Annotated in this window: 11 protein-coding genes; 3 read left to right on the top strand and 8 right to left on the bottom strand. The window is 75.1% G+C overall.

The features are described 5' to 3' along the window. Positions 1-172 precede the first annotated feature (172 nt). The 3 genes from eccE (at position 173) to SGLAU_RS24290 (ending at position 5845) form a co-directional block, all read left to right on the top strand. Positions 173-1510 (top strand): type VII secretion protein EccE, encoded by a 1338-nt coding sequence (gene eccE / locus SGLAU_RS24300; protein ID WP_043504533.1) that lies wholly within the window; start codon positions 173-175, stop codon positions 1508-1510. Beyond that, entirely contained in the window at positions 1510-2310 is an 801-nt protein-coding gene (locus tag SGLAU_RS24295) for a hypothetical protein (RefSeq protein WP_052413869.1), read from the top strand. Before eccE ends, SGLAU_RS24295 begins: the two co-directional genes overlap by 1 nt. Before the next feature lie 349 nt (positions 2311-2659). Continuing rightward, positions 2660-5845, top strand: coding sequence for an SCO5717 family growth-regulating ATPase (locus SGLAU_RS24290; protein WP_052413868.1), 3186 nt, complete (start codon positions 2660-2662; stop codon positions 5843-5845). A 68-nt stretch (positions 5846-5913) separates the two neighbouring features. Here the strand turns inward: SGLAU_RS24290 and SGLAU_RS24285 are convergent, their stop codons facing one another. From SGLAU_RS24285 to nusA, 8 genes are all read right to left on the bottom strand, one after another. Continuing rightward, entirely contained in the window at positions 5914-6876 is a 963-nt protein-coding gene (locus SGLAU_RS24285) for a bifunctional riboflavin kinase/FAD synthetase (protein WP_043504532.1), read from the bottom strand. A 174-nt stretch (positions 6877-7050) separates the two neighbouring features. Then, entirely contained in the window at positions 7051-10788 is a 3738-nt protein-coding gene (locus tag SGLAU_RS24280) for a trypsin-like peptidase domain-containing protein (RefSeq protein WP_078957869.1), read from the bottom strand. 250 nt (positions 10789-11038) lie between these two features. After that, entirely contained in the window at positions 11039-11944 is a 906-nt protein-coding gene (gene truB / locus SGLAU_RS24275; protein WP_043504529.1) for a tRNA pseudouridine(55) synthase TruB, read from the bottom strand. Continuing rightward, a complete protein-coding gene (gene rbfA, locus SGLAU_RS24270; protein WP_043504526.1) occupies positions 11941-12387 on the bottom strand; it encodes a 30S ribosome-binding factor RbfA in 447 nt (148 codons plus the stop codon). The genes truB and rbfA overlap by 4 nt, the downstream gene beginning before the upstream one ends. Positions 12388-12422: 35 nt before the next feature. Next, on the bottom strand, positions 12423-12716 hold the full coding sequence (locus SGLAU_RS24265) for a DUF503 domain-containing protein (protein WP_043504524.1): 294 nt from the start codon (positions 12714-12716) through the stop codon (positions 12423-12425). Positions 12717-12844: 128 nt separating this feature from the next. Further along, the gene (gene infB, locus SGLAU_RS33900) at positions 12845-15907 is read right to left on the bottom strand and encodes a translation initiation factor IF-2 (protein ID WP_078957868.1); all 3063 of its coding nucleotides are present in this window, start codon (positions 15905-15907) and stop codon (positions 12845-12847) included. A gap of 149 nt (positions 15908-16056) precedes the next feature. After that, entirely contained in the window at positions 16057-16353 is a 297-nt protein-coding gene (locus tag SGLAU_RS33895; protein ID WP_078957867.1) for a YlxR family protein, read from the bottom strand. A 101-nt stretch (positions 16354-16454) separates the two neighbouring features. Further along, positions 16455-17453, bottom strand: coding sequence for a transcription termination factor NusA (gene nusA, locus SGLAU_RS24250; protein ID WP_043504522.1), 999 nt, complete (start codon positions 17451-17453; stop codon positions 16455-16457). Positions 17454-17455 lie beyond the last annotated feature (2 nt).

Raw genomic sequence — 17455 nt, 5'->3', positions numbered from 1 at the left:
CGCGGTGCTGGTTCCGGCGCCCGCCCGTGGTGTGCCTCTGGTGGCCCGGTCGTCAGACCCGGCCCCTACTATGCCTGTTGCGCGGACGTGCGTGTGTCATGGGTAGGGCGCTCAGGACGCGCGGGAGCGTGCGGACATGGGTTTTCGGTAGAGATTCGGGGGTTTTGGAGTGATGGCTTCGGCACCGAGGACCCGGTCGCGATCGCAATCGAGGTCACGACCGGGCCGATCGGGCGGCGCCGGTCCGTCGGGATCGCGCGGCCCGTCCGCCCCGGCGGGCGCCGTCACGCCGCACCTCAGGGCCCGCTCGGGGCGCGGAGGTTCGTTCGCCGTGCAGCGGCTGGTGCTGCTGGAGCTGGCTGCGGCGCTCGTGGTGTGCGGCTGGGTGATCGGGACGTACGCGCTGATCCCGGCGGCCGTCGTCGCCGTGGTCCTGGTCGTCCTGGCCCTCGTACGGCGCCGGGGGCGTTCCCTGCCCGAGTGGCTGGCCGGTGTGCAGGCGCTGCGCGCACGCCGCCGCAAGGCCGCCGGCACGCCCGTGCCGGCGGGCACCGACTCCGGTCTCGCCCCCGCCGTCGAGTGCGACCCGAGCCTGCGGACGTACAGCTACAGCCGCGGCAACGACCGTGACCGGCGCCCGGTGGGCATGGTCGGTGACGGCGGCTTCCTCACCGCGGTCCTCCAGGTGGAGGCGGACTTCGGCGCCCTGCGCGCCGAGCGCAGCCGCCGGCCGCTGCCGCTCGCCCTGGTGCGGGACGCGCTGGACGTCGACGGAATCCGCTTGGAATCCGCACAGATCGTGCTGCACACCCAGCCCGCGCCCGCGCCGCACCTGCCCCAGCAGTCGGTCGTGGTGACCAACTACACACAGCTCCAGGCGCAGAGCGCCTCCCCCGCGGTCCGCATCATGTGGATCGCGCTGAAGCTGGACCCGGAGCTGTGCCCGGAGGCGGTGGCGGCCCGCGGCGGCGGACTCGTCGGCGCCCAGAAGTGCCTGGTCCGCTCGGCGGAGCACCTGGCGAGCCGGCTGACCGGCGCCGGGTTCCGGGTGACCGTGCTCACCGAGGACGAGGTGACGTCCGCCATCGCCACCTCCGCCTGCGCCAACCCGATGGTGACCGCCCAGGCCGGGCAGAGCGAGACGCCCCGGCGGCGGACCGAGGAGACCAGCCGCAGCTGGCGCTGCGACAACCGCAGGCACACCACGTACTGGGTGCGCCGCTGGCCCCCGCTCGGCGGTTCCGGCCCCGGACTGCCGGAGCTGGTGGCCCAGTTGACCGCGGTGCCCGCGCTGGCGACGACGCTCAGTCTGACGCTGGCGCGCGGCGGGCAGCGGGAGGTCTCGCTCACCGGGCACGTGCGTGTGACCGGTCGGAGCAGCACCGAGCTGGCCGCGTCCCGCCGGGAACTGGAGCGCGTGGCCCGGCAGGCGCGGACCGGGCTCGCCCGTCTGGACCGGGAGCAGCTGCCCGGAGTCCTGGCCACCCTGCCGCTCGGAGGTGCCCGCTGATGGCCGCCGTGCCCACCCCGGCCGCCCACCCGCGCACCCCCGGCGCGGGCAGCCCCGCCGCGGGCTCCGACGGCACACGGCCCGCCGGGCTCGCGGAGCGGCTGCGCACCGGCTTCGGACTGCTCGGCCCCCGGCATCCGCGGCACACGCTGTCCGTCGACGAGTTCGACACGCTGGCCCTGCCCATCGGTGACGACGGCGTCGTCGTCGGCGTCACCGGCGAGGGCCACCCGGCCGTGCTGGGCGTGAACCGTCCGACGCCGTACGACGTGCTGCTCATCGGCGGTCTGTGGACCGCTCAGGTGCTCGCGCTGCGTGCCGCCGCGACCGGCGCGCGGGTCGCCGTCGAGACCGGCCGCGCCCAGCACTGGGCGCAGGTCGTCCAGGCGGTGGGGGGCGGCCAGTCCGGGATGACCGTGCACGACGTGGGCCGGGTTCCTCCGCTCGGCGCCTCGGCGGGCAGCCCGGTCCTGGTCATCCGGGACTGCGGCATGCGCCCGCCGCGCGGGCGCGTGGTCTCGGCGCCCTGGCAGTCGGTGCTCACGCTGCTGCCCTATCTGAGCCCGGTGGCGCCCCGGTTGATGCGGCAGGCGCGTGTGGTGGGGGTGCAGCGGGTGTCGCCGGACGAGGCGGCGGAGATAGGGCGGGTCATCGGTCTGCCCCGTGCCGAGTACGAGCCGCTGCCCACCCTCGCCGACGGCGTCACCCTGTGGTGCGCGGACGGCGACCGCCGGTACGTGGTCACGCAGCCGACGGACGCCGAGGTCGGACTGCTGGGCGTCGCCCGCCGGATGGACTGACCGGCACCGGCCCCGGCACCGGAGACGTGCCGCGGCCGGCTGCCGCGCCGCCCGGCGCGGGGCCGGTTCGGGGGCCGGTTCGGTGGCCGGCTCGGGGGCCGGTTCGGTGGCCGGTTCGGGGGCGGCAGCCCCGCTTTGTTCCGGACGTGCATCGGGCGGCGGACGCGCCTGCCCTGCCCGCCCCCTTCTTGATTAGGCTGGGGCGGGGCACGCAACGAGCACCCGGCACGGGGTGATGCGGGTTCCGGGGGCGACTCGGGGGTGACCCGGGGGGACAGCCCATGTATCGAACGACAGCAATGGTCGCCCCAGCACGCCACGAGGGTGCTCGACCACACCAGGAGGAACTGTGAGCAGCGATCGGGACGGGATCCGCGGGGGCTGGGCGACGCCCGGCGATGACCAGCCCGACGCGGAGGCCGCCGTCGAGACGACCGGCGAGTTCACCATCGACTACGCACCGCCTGCCTGGTACACGCAGAACGCGTCGGGGAGTTCCGACGGGGCGGGGTTCCCGGGGGCGTCCGGGGCCGGGGCCGCGGCGTCCGGGCCGGCCGTTCCGCCGCCCGCGACTCCCGCCGCTCCCGCCGACCCCACCGCTCCCCCGGTGCCGCCCGTCCCGCCGGCGGACCCGCTCGGCGCGACCGCGCCGGCCCACCCGACGCCGCCCGCTCCGTTCGCCACTCCCACCCCGGCTCCCGCACCGCCCACCGGGAGCCCCATGCCCCTGCCCAGGCTGCCGGAGGGCAGCGGCTTCGAGCCCCAGCAGCACCCGCAGGCGCCCGGGACACCGCCGCAGACACCGGCGGTCCAGCCACCGGCGGTCCAGCACTCCGAGCCGCCGCAGACCCGGCCGCAGGCCCCCGTGGCGGCTCCGGCGGCCTCGGACACGGACGGCTCCGGCAACGGTGACCTGGAGAGCGGCGCCACCATGCGGTTCTCCGCGGTGGCGTTGCAGCGGGAGATCGAGGAGCGGGCCGCGGCGGCCGGGTCCGAGGCCGGCCGGCAGGCCGCCGGCGAGGAGCCCGCCGGGCACGAGGGCGATGACGCGCACGAGGACGACGGCGCCGCCGTCGACGGTGCGGACCAGCCCGCCGGCACTGCCGCTGCCGCCGGCGAGGACACCGACGCGGACACCAGCGCTCCGGCGGCGGAGGCGGACGACGACACCTCCGCCACCACCGGGGACGAGGACGACCGGCCGGAGCAGGAGGCCGCGGTCCCTTCGGCACCCGAGCCGGACGCGGAACCCGCCCCGGAGGCCGCCGACGGCACCCCGGCCCCCGAGAACCCGGCCCCCGCCGCCGAGGACACCGCCGCACAGCCGGATGGTGGGGCCGAGGCCGAGGGCCGGACCCCCGAGGGCGCCCAGGCCGCTGCCGCCGAGCACCGGCCTCCCGTCGGCGCGCAGCAGGACGCCGCACCCCGGAGCCAGGAACCGCAGCACCCGGACCCGCAGCACCCGGACCGGCAGACACCGGGCGCACAGCACGCGGCCCCGCAGGACGCCCCCGCCTGGACTCCCCCGCCGGCCCAGCAGGGCGTGCCGCCGCTGCCGCCGGCGTACCAGCCCGCCGCCCCCGCACCGGCCGCCCAGTGGCCCGCGCAGCACCAGGCGCACCCGCAGCCGCCGGCCGGTCCGGGACAGCAGCCCCACCCCCAGCCGTCCGCCCAACCGGGCGGGCCCCAGCCGCCGTTCCAGCCGCAGGCCCCGCAGCCCGCGCCCGCCGGCTGGCACCAGGCACCGGCGCAGGACCAGGCCGCGCCCGCCACGGCCGGCCAGCAGCCGCCCGCGGCTCCCATGCCCCCGGCGCAGCCCGGCTACGGCTTCCCGCAGCCCGGTATGCCCCCGGCCCAGGGGGGCTACGGCTTCCCCCACCCGAACGGCACGCCCGTCCCGCCCGCCCCCGGCGCGCAGGGCGGGTACGGCTTCCCGCAGCCCGGCGGCTACGGCTTCCCGCAGGCGACGCCGCAGCAGCCGCAGCCGCAGGACCGGCAGCCGGGTCAGGCCGAATCCCCGCAGAACCAGCAGACCCCGCACGGCCCGCAGAACCCCCAAGGTCCCCAGGCACCGCAGCATCCGGCGGCCCCGCAGCCCCAACCCCCTTTCGCGCAGCCCCCGTTCGCCCAGCCCCCCGTCGACCCGCGCGCGGGTGCCGCGTGGCCGCAGCCGGTGCAGCACGACCAGCGGCAGCCCACCAACCCCGGTGCGGCACCGCTCGGTTACACCGCGGCCGTGGAGCTGTCCTCGGACCGGCTGCTCAACAGCAGGAAGCAGAAGGCGAAGAGCAGCCGCCCGACGGGCGGCGGCCGGTTCAAGCTCGGCGGGAAGAAGGAGGAGGCCGAGCGGCAGCGCAAGCTGGAGCTGATCCGCACGCCGGTGCTGTCCTGCTACCGCATAGCCGTCATCAGCCTCAAGGGCGGCGTCGGCAAGACCACCACGACCACCGCGCTCGGCTCCACGCTCGCCATCGAGCGGCAGGACAAGATCCTCGCGATCGACGCCAACCCGGACGCCGGCACGCTCGGCCGCCGGGTGCGCCGCGAGACCGGGGCCACCATTCGCGACCTCGTCCAGGCGATCCCGTACCTGAACTCGTACATGGACATCCGGCGGTTCACCTCGCAGGCCCCCTCCGGGCTGGAGATCATCGCCAACGACGTCGACCCGGCCGTCTCCACGACGTTCAACGACGAGGACTACCGGCGCGCGATCGACGTCCTGGGCCGGCAGTACCCGATCATCCTCACGGACTCGGGCACCGGTCTGCTCTACAGCGCCATGCGCGGCGTGCTCGACCTGGCCGACCAGCTCATCATCATCTCCACCCCGTCCGTGGACGGCGCGAGCAGCGCCAGCACGACTCTGGACTGGCTGTCCGCGCACGGGTACGCCGACCTGGTGTCCCGTTCGATCACCGTGATCTCCGGTGTCCGCGAGACCGGCAAGATGATCAAGGTCGAGGACATCGTGGCGCACTTCGAGACCCGGTGCCGGGGTGTGGTGGTCGTGCCCTTCGACGAGCACCTGGCCGCCGGTGCCGAGGTCGACCTCGACATGATGCGGCCGAAGGTGCGCGAGGCGTACTTCAACCTCGCGGCCATGGTGGCCGAGGACTTCGCCCGCCACCAGCAGGCGCAGGGCCTGTGGACGAGCGACGGCAACCCGCCCCCCGTGGCGGCCCCGCCGATGCCGGGCCAGCCGTACCCCGGCCAGCCGTACGCCGGACAACCGCCCGTCCCCGGCCAGCCGTACCCCGGACAGCCGCCCGTCCCCGGCCAGCCGATGCCCGGTGCCCAGCCCGGCCAGTACGGTCACCCCGGCCAGCAGCCCTACGCCCAGCCCGGACAGCAGCCCTACGCCCCGGCCCAGCCCTACGCCCAGCCCGGCCAGCAGCCCTACGGCCAGCCCGGCCAGCCCGCCCAGCAGCAGCCGTACCCCCAGCAGCCGGGCCACCCCCAGCCCGGTCAGCAGCCCGGACAGCCCGGCCACCCCGGACAGCCGGGCGGGCCCGACGCTCCGCCGCAGCAGTAGTCCGCCCCGGTCACGACGAAGGCGGCCGGTGCCCCTCGGCACCGGCCGCCTTCACGTCGTACACCGGATCACGCGGACTCCGCGTCCTCCGCCGCGGCGACCAGCTCCCGGCACCGCTGCACGTCCTTCGCCATCTGCTCCAGCAGGGCGTCCAGGGTCTCGAACCTCGCCTGGCCGCGCACGTAGGCGAGGAAGTCCACGGCGACGTGGAGGCCGTACAGGTCCAGGCCCTCGCGGTCGATGGCGTAGGCCTCCACCGTGCGTTCGGTGCCGTCGAACTGCGGGTTGGTGCCGACGGAGATGGCGGCCGGCATCGCCTCGCCCTGGGCGTGCAGCCAGCCCGCGTAGACGCCGTCGGCGGGGATCGCGGTGTGCGGCAGGGTCTCGACGTTGGCCGTCGGGAAGCCGAGTTCGCGTCCACGCTGGGCGCCGCGCACCACGATGCCCTCGACCCGGTGCGGCCGGCCGAGGATCTCGGCGGCGCCCGCCACATCGCCCTCGGCGACGAGCCGCCGGGTCAGTGTGGAGGAGAACGGCTCGCCGCCGCCCGCCTCCCCGGAGACGTACAGGTCCACGACCTCGACCTCGAAGTCGTAGGTCTCGCCCTGCTCGGCGAGGAAGGCGACATCGCCCGCCGCGCGGTGGCCGAAGCGGAAGTTGGGGCCCTCGACGACCGCCTTGGCGTGCAGCTTGTCGACCAGGACCTTGACCACGAAGTCGGCCGCGGACAGCTTGGAGAACTCGGCGGTGAACGGCAGGATCAGCACCGCGTCCACGCCCAGTTCCGCCATCAGCTCGCAGCGGCGGTGGTGCGGGGCGAGCAGCGGCGGGTGGCTGCCGGGGCGGACGACCTCGCTGGGGTGCGGGTCGAAGGTGACCACGACGGAGGGGACGCCCAGCTCGCGGGCGCGTTCCACGGCGTGCCGGATGATCAGCTGGTGTCCGCGGTGGACTCCGTCGTAGGAGCCGATGGTGACGACGCTGCGCCCCCAGTCCTGGGGGATGTCCTCCAAGCCACGCCAGCGCTGCACTGTGACCGCTCCTCGAACCCGTGTCTGACTCTTACGGATGCCTCTTACGCAGGTCTAAGGGTGCCATGCCGGGTGCCCGCCGCCCGCATCGGCATGGTCGCTGTGACCCGTCGCACCCGGCGGGACACGGATCGGCGCACGGATCACCGGGCCCGGCGGATGGCGCCCGTTCGCTCACGCGGGCACCCGTACGCCCGCCAGGTGCTCCAGCGTCCGGCGGGTGCTGGGACCCACGAGGGCCGCCCAGTCGTCGGGCGCCCCGGCCAGCCAGCCGGTCACACGCGCGGCGAACCCGGGCACCTCGCGGGCCAGGTCGACCAGGCTCCGGTCGTAGCGGGTCGCCCCGTCGGGGGTGCGCACCAGCCGCACACCGAGGCCGTGGACCAGTTCGCGCAGATCGTCGGGGGCCTGCCGGGCGGCGGCCCGCAGCAGCGACTCCAGGACGGCCGGGTCGCGCTCCCCGGCCAGCAGGAGGTCGCGCAGGTCGCGGCGCAGGGTCCCGGGGGCGGCCAGTACGGCGGCGAGGGCGGCCCGCAGCGGACCGGGGCCGCCGTCGAGCAGTTCGGTGACCAGCGGGAGGACCCGGTCGCGGACGGCGGGCCCGGCCTCCAGGCGGCGGTCGGCGTACGCGGCGACGCCTCCGGCGAGGTCGGGGCGCAGGGCCACGGCCTCGCGGACCAGGGCGGCGACCGGGCGGACCAGGCCGGGGGCGGCGGCGTCCGTGAGGGCGTGCAGCAGCTCCGTGACGTCGTCGGCGTGCGGCAGGCGGGCGCGGAAGGCGTCGAGGACCGGCTCGGGGTGGGTGGGGAGGGCGGCGGCCAGGGCGCTCGCCGGGAGGTGCGGGTCGCCCGCGCGGAAGTGGTCGAGGGCCCTCGGGAGGTGGCGGGCGCGGGTGCGGGGGTCCCGGACGAGCAGCCCGAGGGCGCCGCCGTGCAGGGCGCCGTCGGCGGGGCGGGCGAGCAGGGCGAGGGCCGCGTAGCGCAGCAGTTCTCGGTCGGTGTCGTCGTGGGCGTGGGGCGCGGTGCGCAGGCCGTACGTCACCGCGGCCAGCCGTCTCGTGGGCCGTTCGTCGCGCGCCCAGCGGTCCACGGCCCGGCAGACGGCGGACGGTTCCTCCTCGGCGAGCACGGCGAGCAGTTCGCCGGCGCGTGCGTGCTCGCTGTCGGCCAGTACCTCGGTGAGGTGGTCCAGGGCCCGGTGCCGGTGGGTGTGCAGGAGTGCCTGGGCGGCGGCCGCCACGGTGGCGTCCGGTGTGGCGGGCAGCGGACGCTCGTCGTCGAACCAGTCGACGAGCTCCCGCTGTACGGCGGTGGGGGCGTCGGCGAGCAGCCGGGCGACCACGTCCAGGTAGCGGGGCCCGGGGGCGGCGTGCGGGGCGGGGTCGGCGAGCACCAGACGGCGCAGCAGGGCGAGGCGTTCGGTGTCCGGCAGCCGCAGCCCGGCCCAGAAGCCGGGGCCGAACCCGGCCGGTACGGGGCGCTGTCGGCGCTTGTGGCCGACGACGCCGTCGGCGAGCTGCCGCAGCACGGGGAGGTACGGGGTGGCGTCGGGGACGCGCCGCAGCACCTCGGTGAGCAGCCGGGCCGCCCACCAGGAGTCCGGGTCGGTGTCCAGTGCGCGCGCCAACTCGGCGAGTCTGGTGCCGAGTCGGCCGGTGCCGTGGTGCCGGGCGACAAACAGCAGGGCCTGCACGACCGGGCCGGCGCGGTGGCGGGGGACGGCCGGCGGACGGTCCGCCGCGGGCGGGCCCGGACGGTGCACCAGGGCGCGCAGGGCCTCGTCGAGGTCGAGGTGCATGCCCTGGATCCAGTCGGCGAACTCCTCGTGGGCGAAGCGGTAGCCGTCGCCGGCGGGCACCAGCAGGCCCTCGGCGAGGACGGCGCAGGCCCAGCCGGTGCCGCCGGGAAGGCCGGTGGCGGCGCCCTGCGGGAACAGCTCTTCGAACGAGCCGCGGTCCAGTTCGCCCTGGCGGGGGCCGAGACTGCGGCGGGCGGCCTCGTGCACCCGGCCGGCGACCCTGGCGGCCAGCCGGCGCACGGCGGTGCCGCGCACGCCGTTCCCGGCGGCCAGCCGGACGGCGACGCGCAGGCACATCAGGTCCAGGTAGGCGCAGAAGACGTCGTGGTGGTCGAGGGGGACGGCACAGGGCGCGCCGGGGGCCGCGGCGCGGACCTCGGCGAGCAGCCGCAGGGTGAGGGGGTGCCGGGCGTCGGGTTCGGCGAGCACGGCGTCGGCGATGCCGTAGCGGGCGCGGGCCCGCGCGGCCTCCGCGGCGGTGAGGTCGCCGAGGGGCACGCAGGGCGGCAGGCCGGGCAGCGGACCCTCCCCGAGGGAGGACACCCGGCTCACGGACGCCGACGGCAGCTCCCGCCGCCCCGCGGACGCACCGGCGGCGAGCGCACCGGCCGGGGGCGCACCGGCCGCGGACGCACCGGCGGCGAGCGCATCGACCTCGGGCGCACGAACCGCGGGCGCACCGGTGGCGGACGCGTACGGCGGCTCCTCCGCCCCTGGCACCCGCACGGCGCGCGTCCGCGCGGCGGGCGCCCGCGCCGCGGGCACCGTCACGCCGCCCGGCACTCCCGACGCGGCCCCGTACAGCAGCTCGGCCGGGAACCATGCGCCCGCCGTCTCCCAGTACTCCGGCCGGCACGCCACCACGAGCCGTGCCCCGGTCTCCCGGAGCCAGCTCGCCGTGTCGTCGGTCCAGGCGGGCAGGCGCTGGGCGAGGCGGGGCGGCATCTCCTCGGGGCCGTCGAGCAGGAGCAGCAGGGGACGGCCCGCGTCGCGGGCGGTGCGGGCCACGTCGCCCGGCGTGGGGCCGGGCAGGGGCGCGCAACCGTGGCCGGACGGGCGGACGGTCCGCGCGGCCCGGTCCAGGGCGCGGCGGACGGCGTCGGCGACGGAGGCGTCGTCGCCGTGCAGGCCGGCGCCGCGCAGCCACAGCGTGGGCGCCGGTTCGGTGCCCCGGCCGCGGCGGGCGGCGAGGGCCGCGAGCTGTGTCGTGCGGCCGCTGCCGGGCGGGCCGACGAGGGCGAGCACCGGGGCCGGTCCGTGCGCGAAGGCGGTGAGGGCCCGTTCGGTCGCCGGGCGCTCGACCGGCTCGGCACCGGCCGGCCCGCAGCGGCCGTCGCACGTTCCGGGCGGGCCGTCCTGCGCCGTCGCGGTGGCGGTGAGCTCCAGGACGCCCGCCAGGTTCAGATCGGCGCCGTAGGCGGGCACCGTGGCCGCGTTGCGGGCCAGCAGTGCGGCCAGTGGGCCGTCGGCGGCGGGCCGCAGGGGGACGGCGAAGCCGCTGTCGCGGTGCCCGGAGCGCAGGGCGGTGCCGACGACGGCGACCACCGCGCCGGTCGTGGTGTCCAGCACCGGTCCCCCGGCCGCGCCGCCGCCCAGCCGCAGCGCGTCCCGGCCCGCGGTGCCGATGGCCAGTTCCAGGGCGCCGCCGAACCGGTGCACGCGGTCGGTGGCGGTGTAGGTCACCTCGGTCGTGCCCAGTACCCGGGCCTCGCGCCGGCAGCCGGCCACGATCCGGACGTAGGCACCGGCCTCGACGCGGTCCCGTGTGGTGAGCGGGAGCGGGTCCGCGCCGAGGCCTTCGGTGCGGACGAGGGCGAGGTTGCGTCCGGGCAGCGGGGTGACGGCGTCGGCGGTCACCACACGGCTGCGGTCGCCGGTGACGGTGTGCAGGACGACACGGGGCAGTCCGTCGACGGTCTCGTGGCTGGTCAGCACCGTGCCGTCGTGGTCGGCGACGACGCCCAGGCCGCGCGGGCGCCCGGCGAGGTCGTGGATGCGGACGAGGCCGCGGTCCAGCAGCGGGGGCGGCGCGTCGTGGGGGGTGTCGGCGGGCGCCGGAGGCCGCTCTTCGCGCTCGTGCGGAGCGAGCCCGTCCCGTCGGCCCCGTGCCGCCATGGTCGAACCTCCCGCCGTGCCTGTGCCCTGGGTCCGACCGTAGGGGCCGGATGATCAGCGGGACAGCTCGCGCGGCGAACGCGCCCCCTTGTGCTCCCCCGGTTCACTCCGAGCGCCTGCCCGGACGGGTGAACGAAGGGCGACCGCTGGATAACCCTAGGTGTGGGGGAACCGAGGGGGGACCGTGGAGCGGCGGCAGGGCCACATCCGTGACCGCCGCCGCTCCACGGGAGGGCTCCCGGTGGCGCGGTCAGCCGAAGACGGCCAGGCTCCTGGCCTTGCCCCGGTGTTCCTCGACCAGCGCCAGGAAGCGGTCCTCGGGATCGAAGACGGCCACCGCGCCGGCACCCGCGTACTCCTCCGGCATGTCCAGCCGGACGCCGTTGACGAGCAGCCGGGCCCGCTTGGCGTCCACGTCCCAGCGCGGGAACGCGGCCGTGGCGGCCTCGGCGACCGGCATCACGGTCAGCTCCTGCTGGAGCTGGTCGAGCGTCTTCGCGGTGTCCAGCTTGTACGGCCCGACGCGGGTCCGGCGCAGCGCCGTGAGGTGGCCGCCGACGCCCAGGTCGGCGCCCAGGTCGCGGGCGAGCGCGCGGATGTAGGTGCCGGAGGAGCAGACCACCGACACCACGAGGTCGAGCACGGGCGTGCCGTCCTCCGCGACGGCGTCCCGGACGTCGTACACCGCGAAGGAGGAGACGGTGACCGGGCGGGCGGGGATGTCGAACTCCTCGCCCTCGCGGGCCCGCTTGTACGACCGCACTCCGTTGATCTTGATGGCGCTGACCTTGGACGGCACCTGCATGATGTCGCCGGTCAGCTTGGCGATGCCGGTGTCGATGGCGTCCCGGGTGATCCGGGAGGCGTCCGTGGCGGACGTGATCTCGCCCTCGGCGTCGTCCGTGACCGTGGTCTGGCCCAGGCGGACGGTGCCCAGGTACTCCTTCTCGGTCAGGGCGAGGTGGCCCAGGAGCTTGGTGGCGCGCTCGACACCGAGGACGAGGACGCCCGTCGCCATGGGGTCCAGGGTGCCGGCGTGTCCGACGCGCCGGGTCTTCGCGATGCCGCGCATCTTGGCCACGACGTCGTGCGAAGTGAAGCCCGACGGCTTGTCGACGATGACCAGGCCGTCGGGCGGGGTGGGCTTGCGGTTCATTCGGCGATGTCGTCCTCGTCGTCGCCCGGCTTGCGGTACGGGTCGGCCCCGGCGGCGTACTGCGCGCCGGAGGCGGCCTCGCGCACCGCCGCGTCTGACTGCCGCGCCTTGTCGAGGAGGTCCTCGATGGTGCGGGCGGTGTCCGGCAGGGCGTCGGCGACGAAGGTGAGGGTGGGGGTGAACTTCACCCCGGCCGCCTTGCCGACCTCGGAGCGCAGGACGCCCTTGGCGCTCTCCAGTCCGGCGGCGGCGGCCGCGCGCTCCTCTTCGTCCCCGTACACGGTGTAGAAGACGGTCGCCTCCCGCAGATCGCCCGTCACCCGGGTGTCCGTGATGGTGACGTGCGAGCCGAGCCGCGGGTCCTTGATCCCGCGCTGCAGCTTCTGGGCCACCACCTCTCGGATGAGGTCCGCCAGCCTCTTAGCCCGCGCGTTGTCGGCCACTGGTCCGTCTCCTTAAGAGTTTCTTGCTTGTTGCTTCAGTCTTCGTCGCTGTGGAGCCTGCGTCGAACCGAGAGCAGTTCCACCTCGGGCCGCCCGGCGACCAGCCGCTCACAGCGGTCCAGCACGTCGCTGAGGTGCCCGGTCTCCCCCGAGACGAGCGCGACACCGATCTCGGCCCTGCGGTGGAGGTCCTGGTGGCCCGTCTCCGCCGCGCTCACCCCGTACTTGCGCTGGAGCTCGGCCACGATGGGACGGACGAGAGAGCGTTTCTCCTTCAGCGAATGGACATCGCCGAGGAGCAGGTCGAAGGACAGGGTCCCCACATACATGTGTGTTCCGGATGTCCCGCCGGCTCGGGGTATGGGCACGGTTGCGCCGATACAGGAACCGTACACGCAACGGCCGGGGCCGATCGACGGAAATAAGTTCCGCCGACCGGCCCCGGTCGCGTGTCAGGTCACGCGCGCGGCTTCTCGCGCATCTCGTACGTCGCGATGACGTCGTCGACCTTGATGTCGTTGAAGTTGCCGAGGTTGATACCGCCCTCGTAGCCTTCGCGGATCTCGGTGACATCGTCCTTGAAGCGACGCAGGCCCTCGATGTTGAGGTTCTCCGCGATGACCTTGCCGTCGCGGATGAGGCGCGCCTTGGTGTTGCGCCTGACCTCGCCGGAGCGGATGAGGACACCCGCGATGTTGCCCAGCTTGGACGAGCGGAAGACCTCGCGGATCTCCGCCGTGCCCAGCTCGACCTCTTCGTACTCCGGCTTGAGCATGCCCTTCAGGGCCGCCTCGATCTCCTCGATCGCCTGGTAGATGACCGAGTAGTACCGGACGTCCACGCCCTCGCGCTCGGCCATCTGCGCCGCGCGGCCGGCCGCGCGGACGTTGAAGCCGATGACGATGGCGTCGGAGCCCATGGCCAGGTCGATGTCGGACTCCGTGACCGCACCGACGCCGCGGTGCAGGACGCGGATGTCGACCTCTTCGCCGACGTCCAGCTGGAGCAGCGAGGACTCGAGGGCCTCGACCGAACCGGAGGCGTCACCCTTGATGATCAGGTTCAGCTGCTGGACCTCGCCGGCCTTGAGCACCTTGTCCAGGTCCTCGAGGGAGACGCGGCGCGTGCGCTTCGCGAAGGCCGCGTTGCGCTCGCGGGCGGCGCGCTTCTCGGCGATCTGACGGGCCGTACGGTCCTCGTCGACCACCAGGAAGTTGTCGCCCGCACCCGGGACGTTGGTGAGGCCCAGGACCTGCACCGGCGTCGACGGGCCGGCCTCGGCGACGTTGTTGCCGTTGTCGTCGAGCATGGCGCGCACCCGGCCGTAGGCGTCGCCCACGACCATCGTGTCGCCGACCCGCAGCGTGCCTCGCTGGACGAGGACCGTCGCCACGGCACCGCGGCCGCGGTCGAGACGGGACTCGATCGAGATGCCCTGCGCGTCCTGGTTCGGGTTGGCCCGCAGGTCGAGCGAGGCGTCGGCCGTGAGGATCACGGCCTCCAGCAGCGAGTCGATGTGCAGACCCTGCTTGGCGGAGATGTCGACGAACATGGTGTCGCCGCCGTACTCCTCGGCCACCAGGCCGTACTCGGTCAGCTGACCGCGCACCTTGGTCGGGTCGGCACCCTCGACGTCGATCTTGTTGACCGCGACCACGATCGGCACGTCGGCCGCCTTGGCGTGGTTGAGCGCCTCGACCGTCTGCGGCATGACGCCGTCGTTGGCCGCGACGACCAGGATCGCGATGTCGGTCGACTTCGCACCGCGGGCACGCATGGCGGTGAACGCCTCGTGACCCGGGGTGTCGATGAAGGTGATCTTGCGCTCTTCGTCGTTGACCTGGGTCGCGACCTGGTAGGCACCGATGTGCTGGGTGATGCCGCCGGCCTCGCCCGCGATGACGTTGGTCTTGCGGATGGCGTCGAGCAGGCGGGTCTTTCCGTGGTCGACGTGACCCATGACGGTCACGACCGGCGGACGGACGACCAGGTCCTCCTCGGAGCCCTCGTCCTCACCGAACTCGATGTCGAAGGACTCGAGCAGCTCGCGGTCCTCCTCCTCCGGGCTGACGATCTGAACCGTGTAGTTCATCTCGTCGGCGAGGAGCTGGAGGGTCTCGTCGGAGACGGACTGGGTCGCGGTGACCATCTCGCCGAGGTTCATCATGACCGCGACGAGCGACGCCGGGTTGGCGTTGATCTTCTCCGCGAAGTCGGTGAGCGACGCGCCGCGGGAGAGACGGATGGTCTCGCCGTTGCCGCGCGGCAGCATCACGCCGCCGACGCTCGGGGCCTGCATGGCCTCGTACTCCTGGCGACGCTGCCGCTTCGACTTGCGGCCGCGGCGCGCGGGACCGCCGGGACGGCCGAAGGCGCCCTGCGTGCCACCACGGCCGCCGGGACCGCCGGGACGGCCACCGAAGCCGGGACGGCCACCGCCGCCACCGCCGGGACCACCCGGACGGCCGGCGAAGCCACCGCCGCCGCCACCGGGAGCACCCGGACGACCGGCGAAGCCACCGCCGCCGCCACCGGGACGGCCGGCGAAACCGCCGCCACCGGGACGACCGCCGCCGCCCGGACGACCGCCGGCACCGGGGCCGCGGCCGCCGGGGCCACCGCCCGGACGCGGGCCGGCAGCGGGACGCTGCGGCATCATGCCGGGGTTCGGACGCGGACCGGCCGGGCCGGGACGCGGACCGCCCTGCGGACGCGGCATCGAGCCCGGGGTCGGACGGGGACCGCCCGGAGCCTGCGGACGCGGACCGCCGCCCTGGGCGCCGGGCGCCTGCGGACGGGGGCCGCCGCCGGGAGCACCCGGGCCGCCGGGACGCGGGGCGCCCTGCGGACGGGGCGCCTGCGGGCGCGCCATGCCGGCGTTGCCGCCGGAGGTGAAGGGGTTGTTGCCCGGACGCGGACCGGCCGGACGGGCGCCCGGACGCGGCGCCTGGCCGCCGGGACGACCGCCGCCCTGGGCGGCGGCGGGACGCTGACCGCCCTGCTGCCGGTCCTGGCCGGACGCGGCGGGACGGGCCCCGGGCTTCGGGGCGCCCGGGCGGGGACCGCCGGGCTTGGGCGCGTTGGACGGGGCCGGAGCCGACGGCGGAGCGGTGAACTCCGGAGCGGCCGGCGCCGGACGCGGCGCGGGCTTGGGACCCGGCACCGGACGCGGGCCGGGGGCCGGCGCGGAAGCCGAGGGCTGCGGGGCCGCCGGGGCCGCGGGCTGCGGCGCCGCCGGGGGCTTGGGGGCGCCCGGCTTCGGAGCCGGAGCCGGACGTGCCGCCTGCGCCGGGGACGGCGCGGGGGCGGGCTTGGGGGCAGCCTTGCGCGGGGCGGGCTTACCGGCGGACCTGCCGCTGCCGCCGCCCTGGAAGGCGTCAGTCAGTTTGCGTACAACCGGCGCTTCGATGGTCGAAGACGCCGAACGGACGAATTCACCGAGTTCCTGGAGCTTGGCCATGACGACCTTGCTCTCCACACCGAACTCCTTGGCGAGTTCGTATACCCGGACCTTAGCCACTTCGCTCCTTTGAGGTCCGGGTTGCGTCCGGACCGTCGCTAGTTCATGGGCGTACTCATCGCGTACTCATCGAGTGCTCATCGCAATCTCGACCTGCTTTCGACTCGCGAGGTACCAAGCCGCACGGGGGGTTCCGCACGGCACGCTTCTTACCGTGTTGCCTGTCCGGCAACTGTCGTCCGCTCGACGTAGAGGCGCAACGCCTTTGTTTCGAGCGCTCCCGGGGCGCGCAGTGCCCGCGTGAACGCCCGGCGGCGTACCGCCTGGTCGAGACAGACCGGTGTGGGGTGAACGTACGCACCCCGGCCGGGCAGCGTACCGCGAGGATCGGGGACGCACTCGCCCTCGACCGCCACGATGCGCAGCAGCTCCGTCTTGGCCGCTCGTTCCCGGCACCCCACACAGGTGCGTTCAGGGCATGCGCGGATCCGCGTCCGGCCAGACACTCTTAAGTCTACCTCCCCGTACGCACCTCACCCCTTTGGGGCAGGATTCGAACAGTTCCGCGCACGAACCTGTCGTGATCTCAGCGCCGCGCGGCCTGGATCTATTCCCCGGCCCGGTCCCCGGGCTGCTCGGTGTCCGGGCGGATGTCGATCCGCCAGCCGGTGAGCCGGGCCGCGAGCCGGGCGTTCTGGCCCTCCTTGCCGATCGCCAGCGACAGCTGGTAGTCCGGCACGGTCACCCGCGCGGAGCGGGCGGCCAGGTCCACGACCTCGACCTTCGAGACCCGGGCCGGCGAGAGCGCGTTCGCCACCATCTCGGCCGGGTCGTCCGACCAGTCGACGATGTCGATCTTCTCACCGTTCAGTTCGCCCATGACGTTGCGCACCCGGCCGCCCATGGGGCCGATGCAGGCGCCCTTGGCGTTCAGGCCCGAACGGGTGGAACGGACGGCGATCTTCGTACGGTGACCGGCCTCACGTGCGATCGCGGCGATCTCGACCGACCCGTCGGCGATCTCCGGCACCTCCAGGGCGAAGAGCTTCTTCACCAGATTGGGGTGCGTCCGGGAGAGGGTCACGGACGGGCCGCGGACACCCTTCGCCACCCGGACGACGTAACTGCGCAGGCGCATGCCGTGCGGGTAGCTCTCGCCGGGGACCTGCTCCTGCACCGGCAGGATGGCCTCCAGCTTGCCGATGTCGACGAGCACGTTCTTCGGGTCACGGCCCTGCTGGACCACGCCGGTGACGATGTCGCCCTCGCGGCCGGCGTACTCGCCGAGCGTCGCGTCGTCCTCGGCGTCGCGCAGCCGCTGCAGGATGACCTGCTTGGCGGTGGTGGCGGCGATACGGCCGAAGCCGGACGGGGTGTCGTCGAACTCGCGGGGCTCCTGGCCCTCCTCGAGGTCCTCCGGGTCCTCCTTCGCCCACACGGTCACGTGACCGGTCTCGCGGTTGAGCTCCACGCGCGCGTGCCGGCGGCTTCCCTCGGTGCGGTGGTAGGCGATGAGGAGGGCCGATTCGATGGCCTCGACCAGCAGGGAGAAGGAGATCTCCTTCTCCCGTACCAAGCCCCGCAGGGCACTCATGTCGATGTCCACGG

It is taken from the genome of Streptomyces glaucescens, from assembly GCF_000761215.1.
GTDB classification, from domain to species: Bacteria; Actinomycetota; Actinomycetes; order Streptomycetales; family Streptomycetaceae; genus Streptomyces; species Streptomyces glaucescens_B.
Note: the sequence above shows the minus strand (reverse complement) of the source record. Positions and strands in the feature narration are given on the sequence as shown.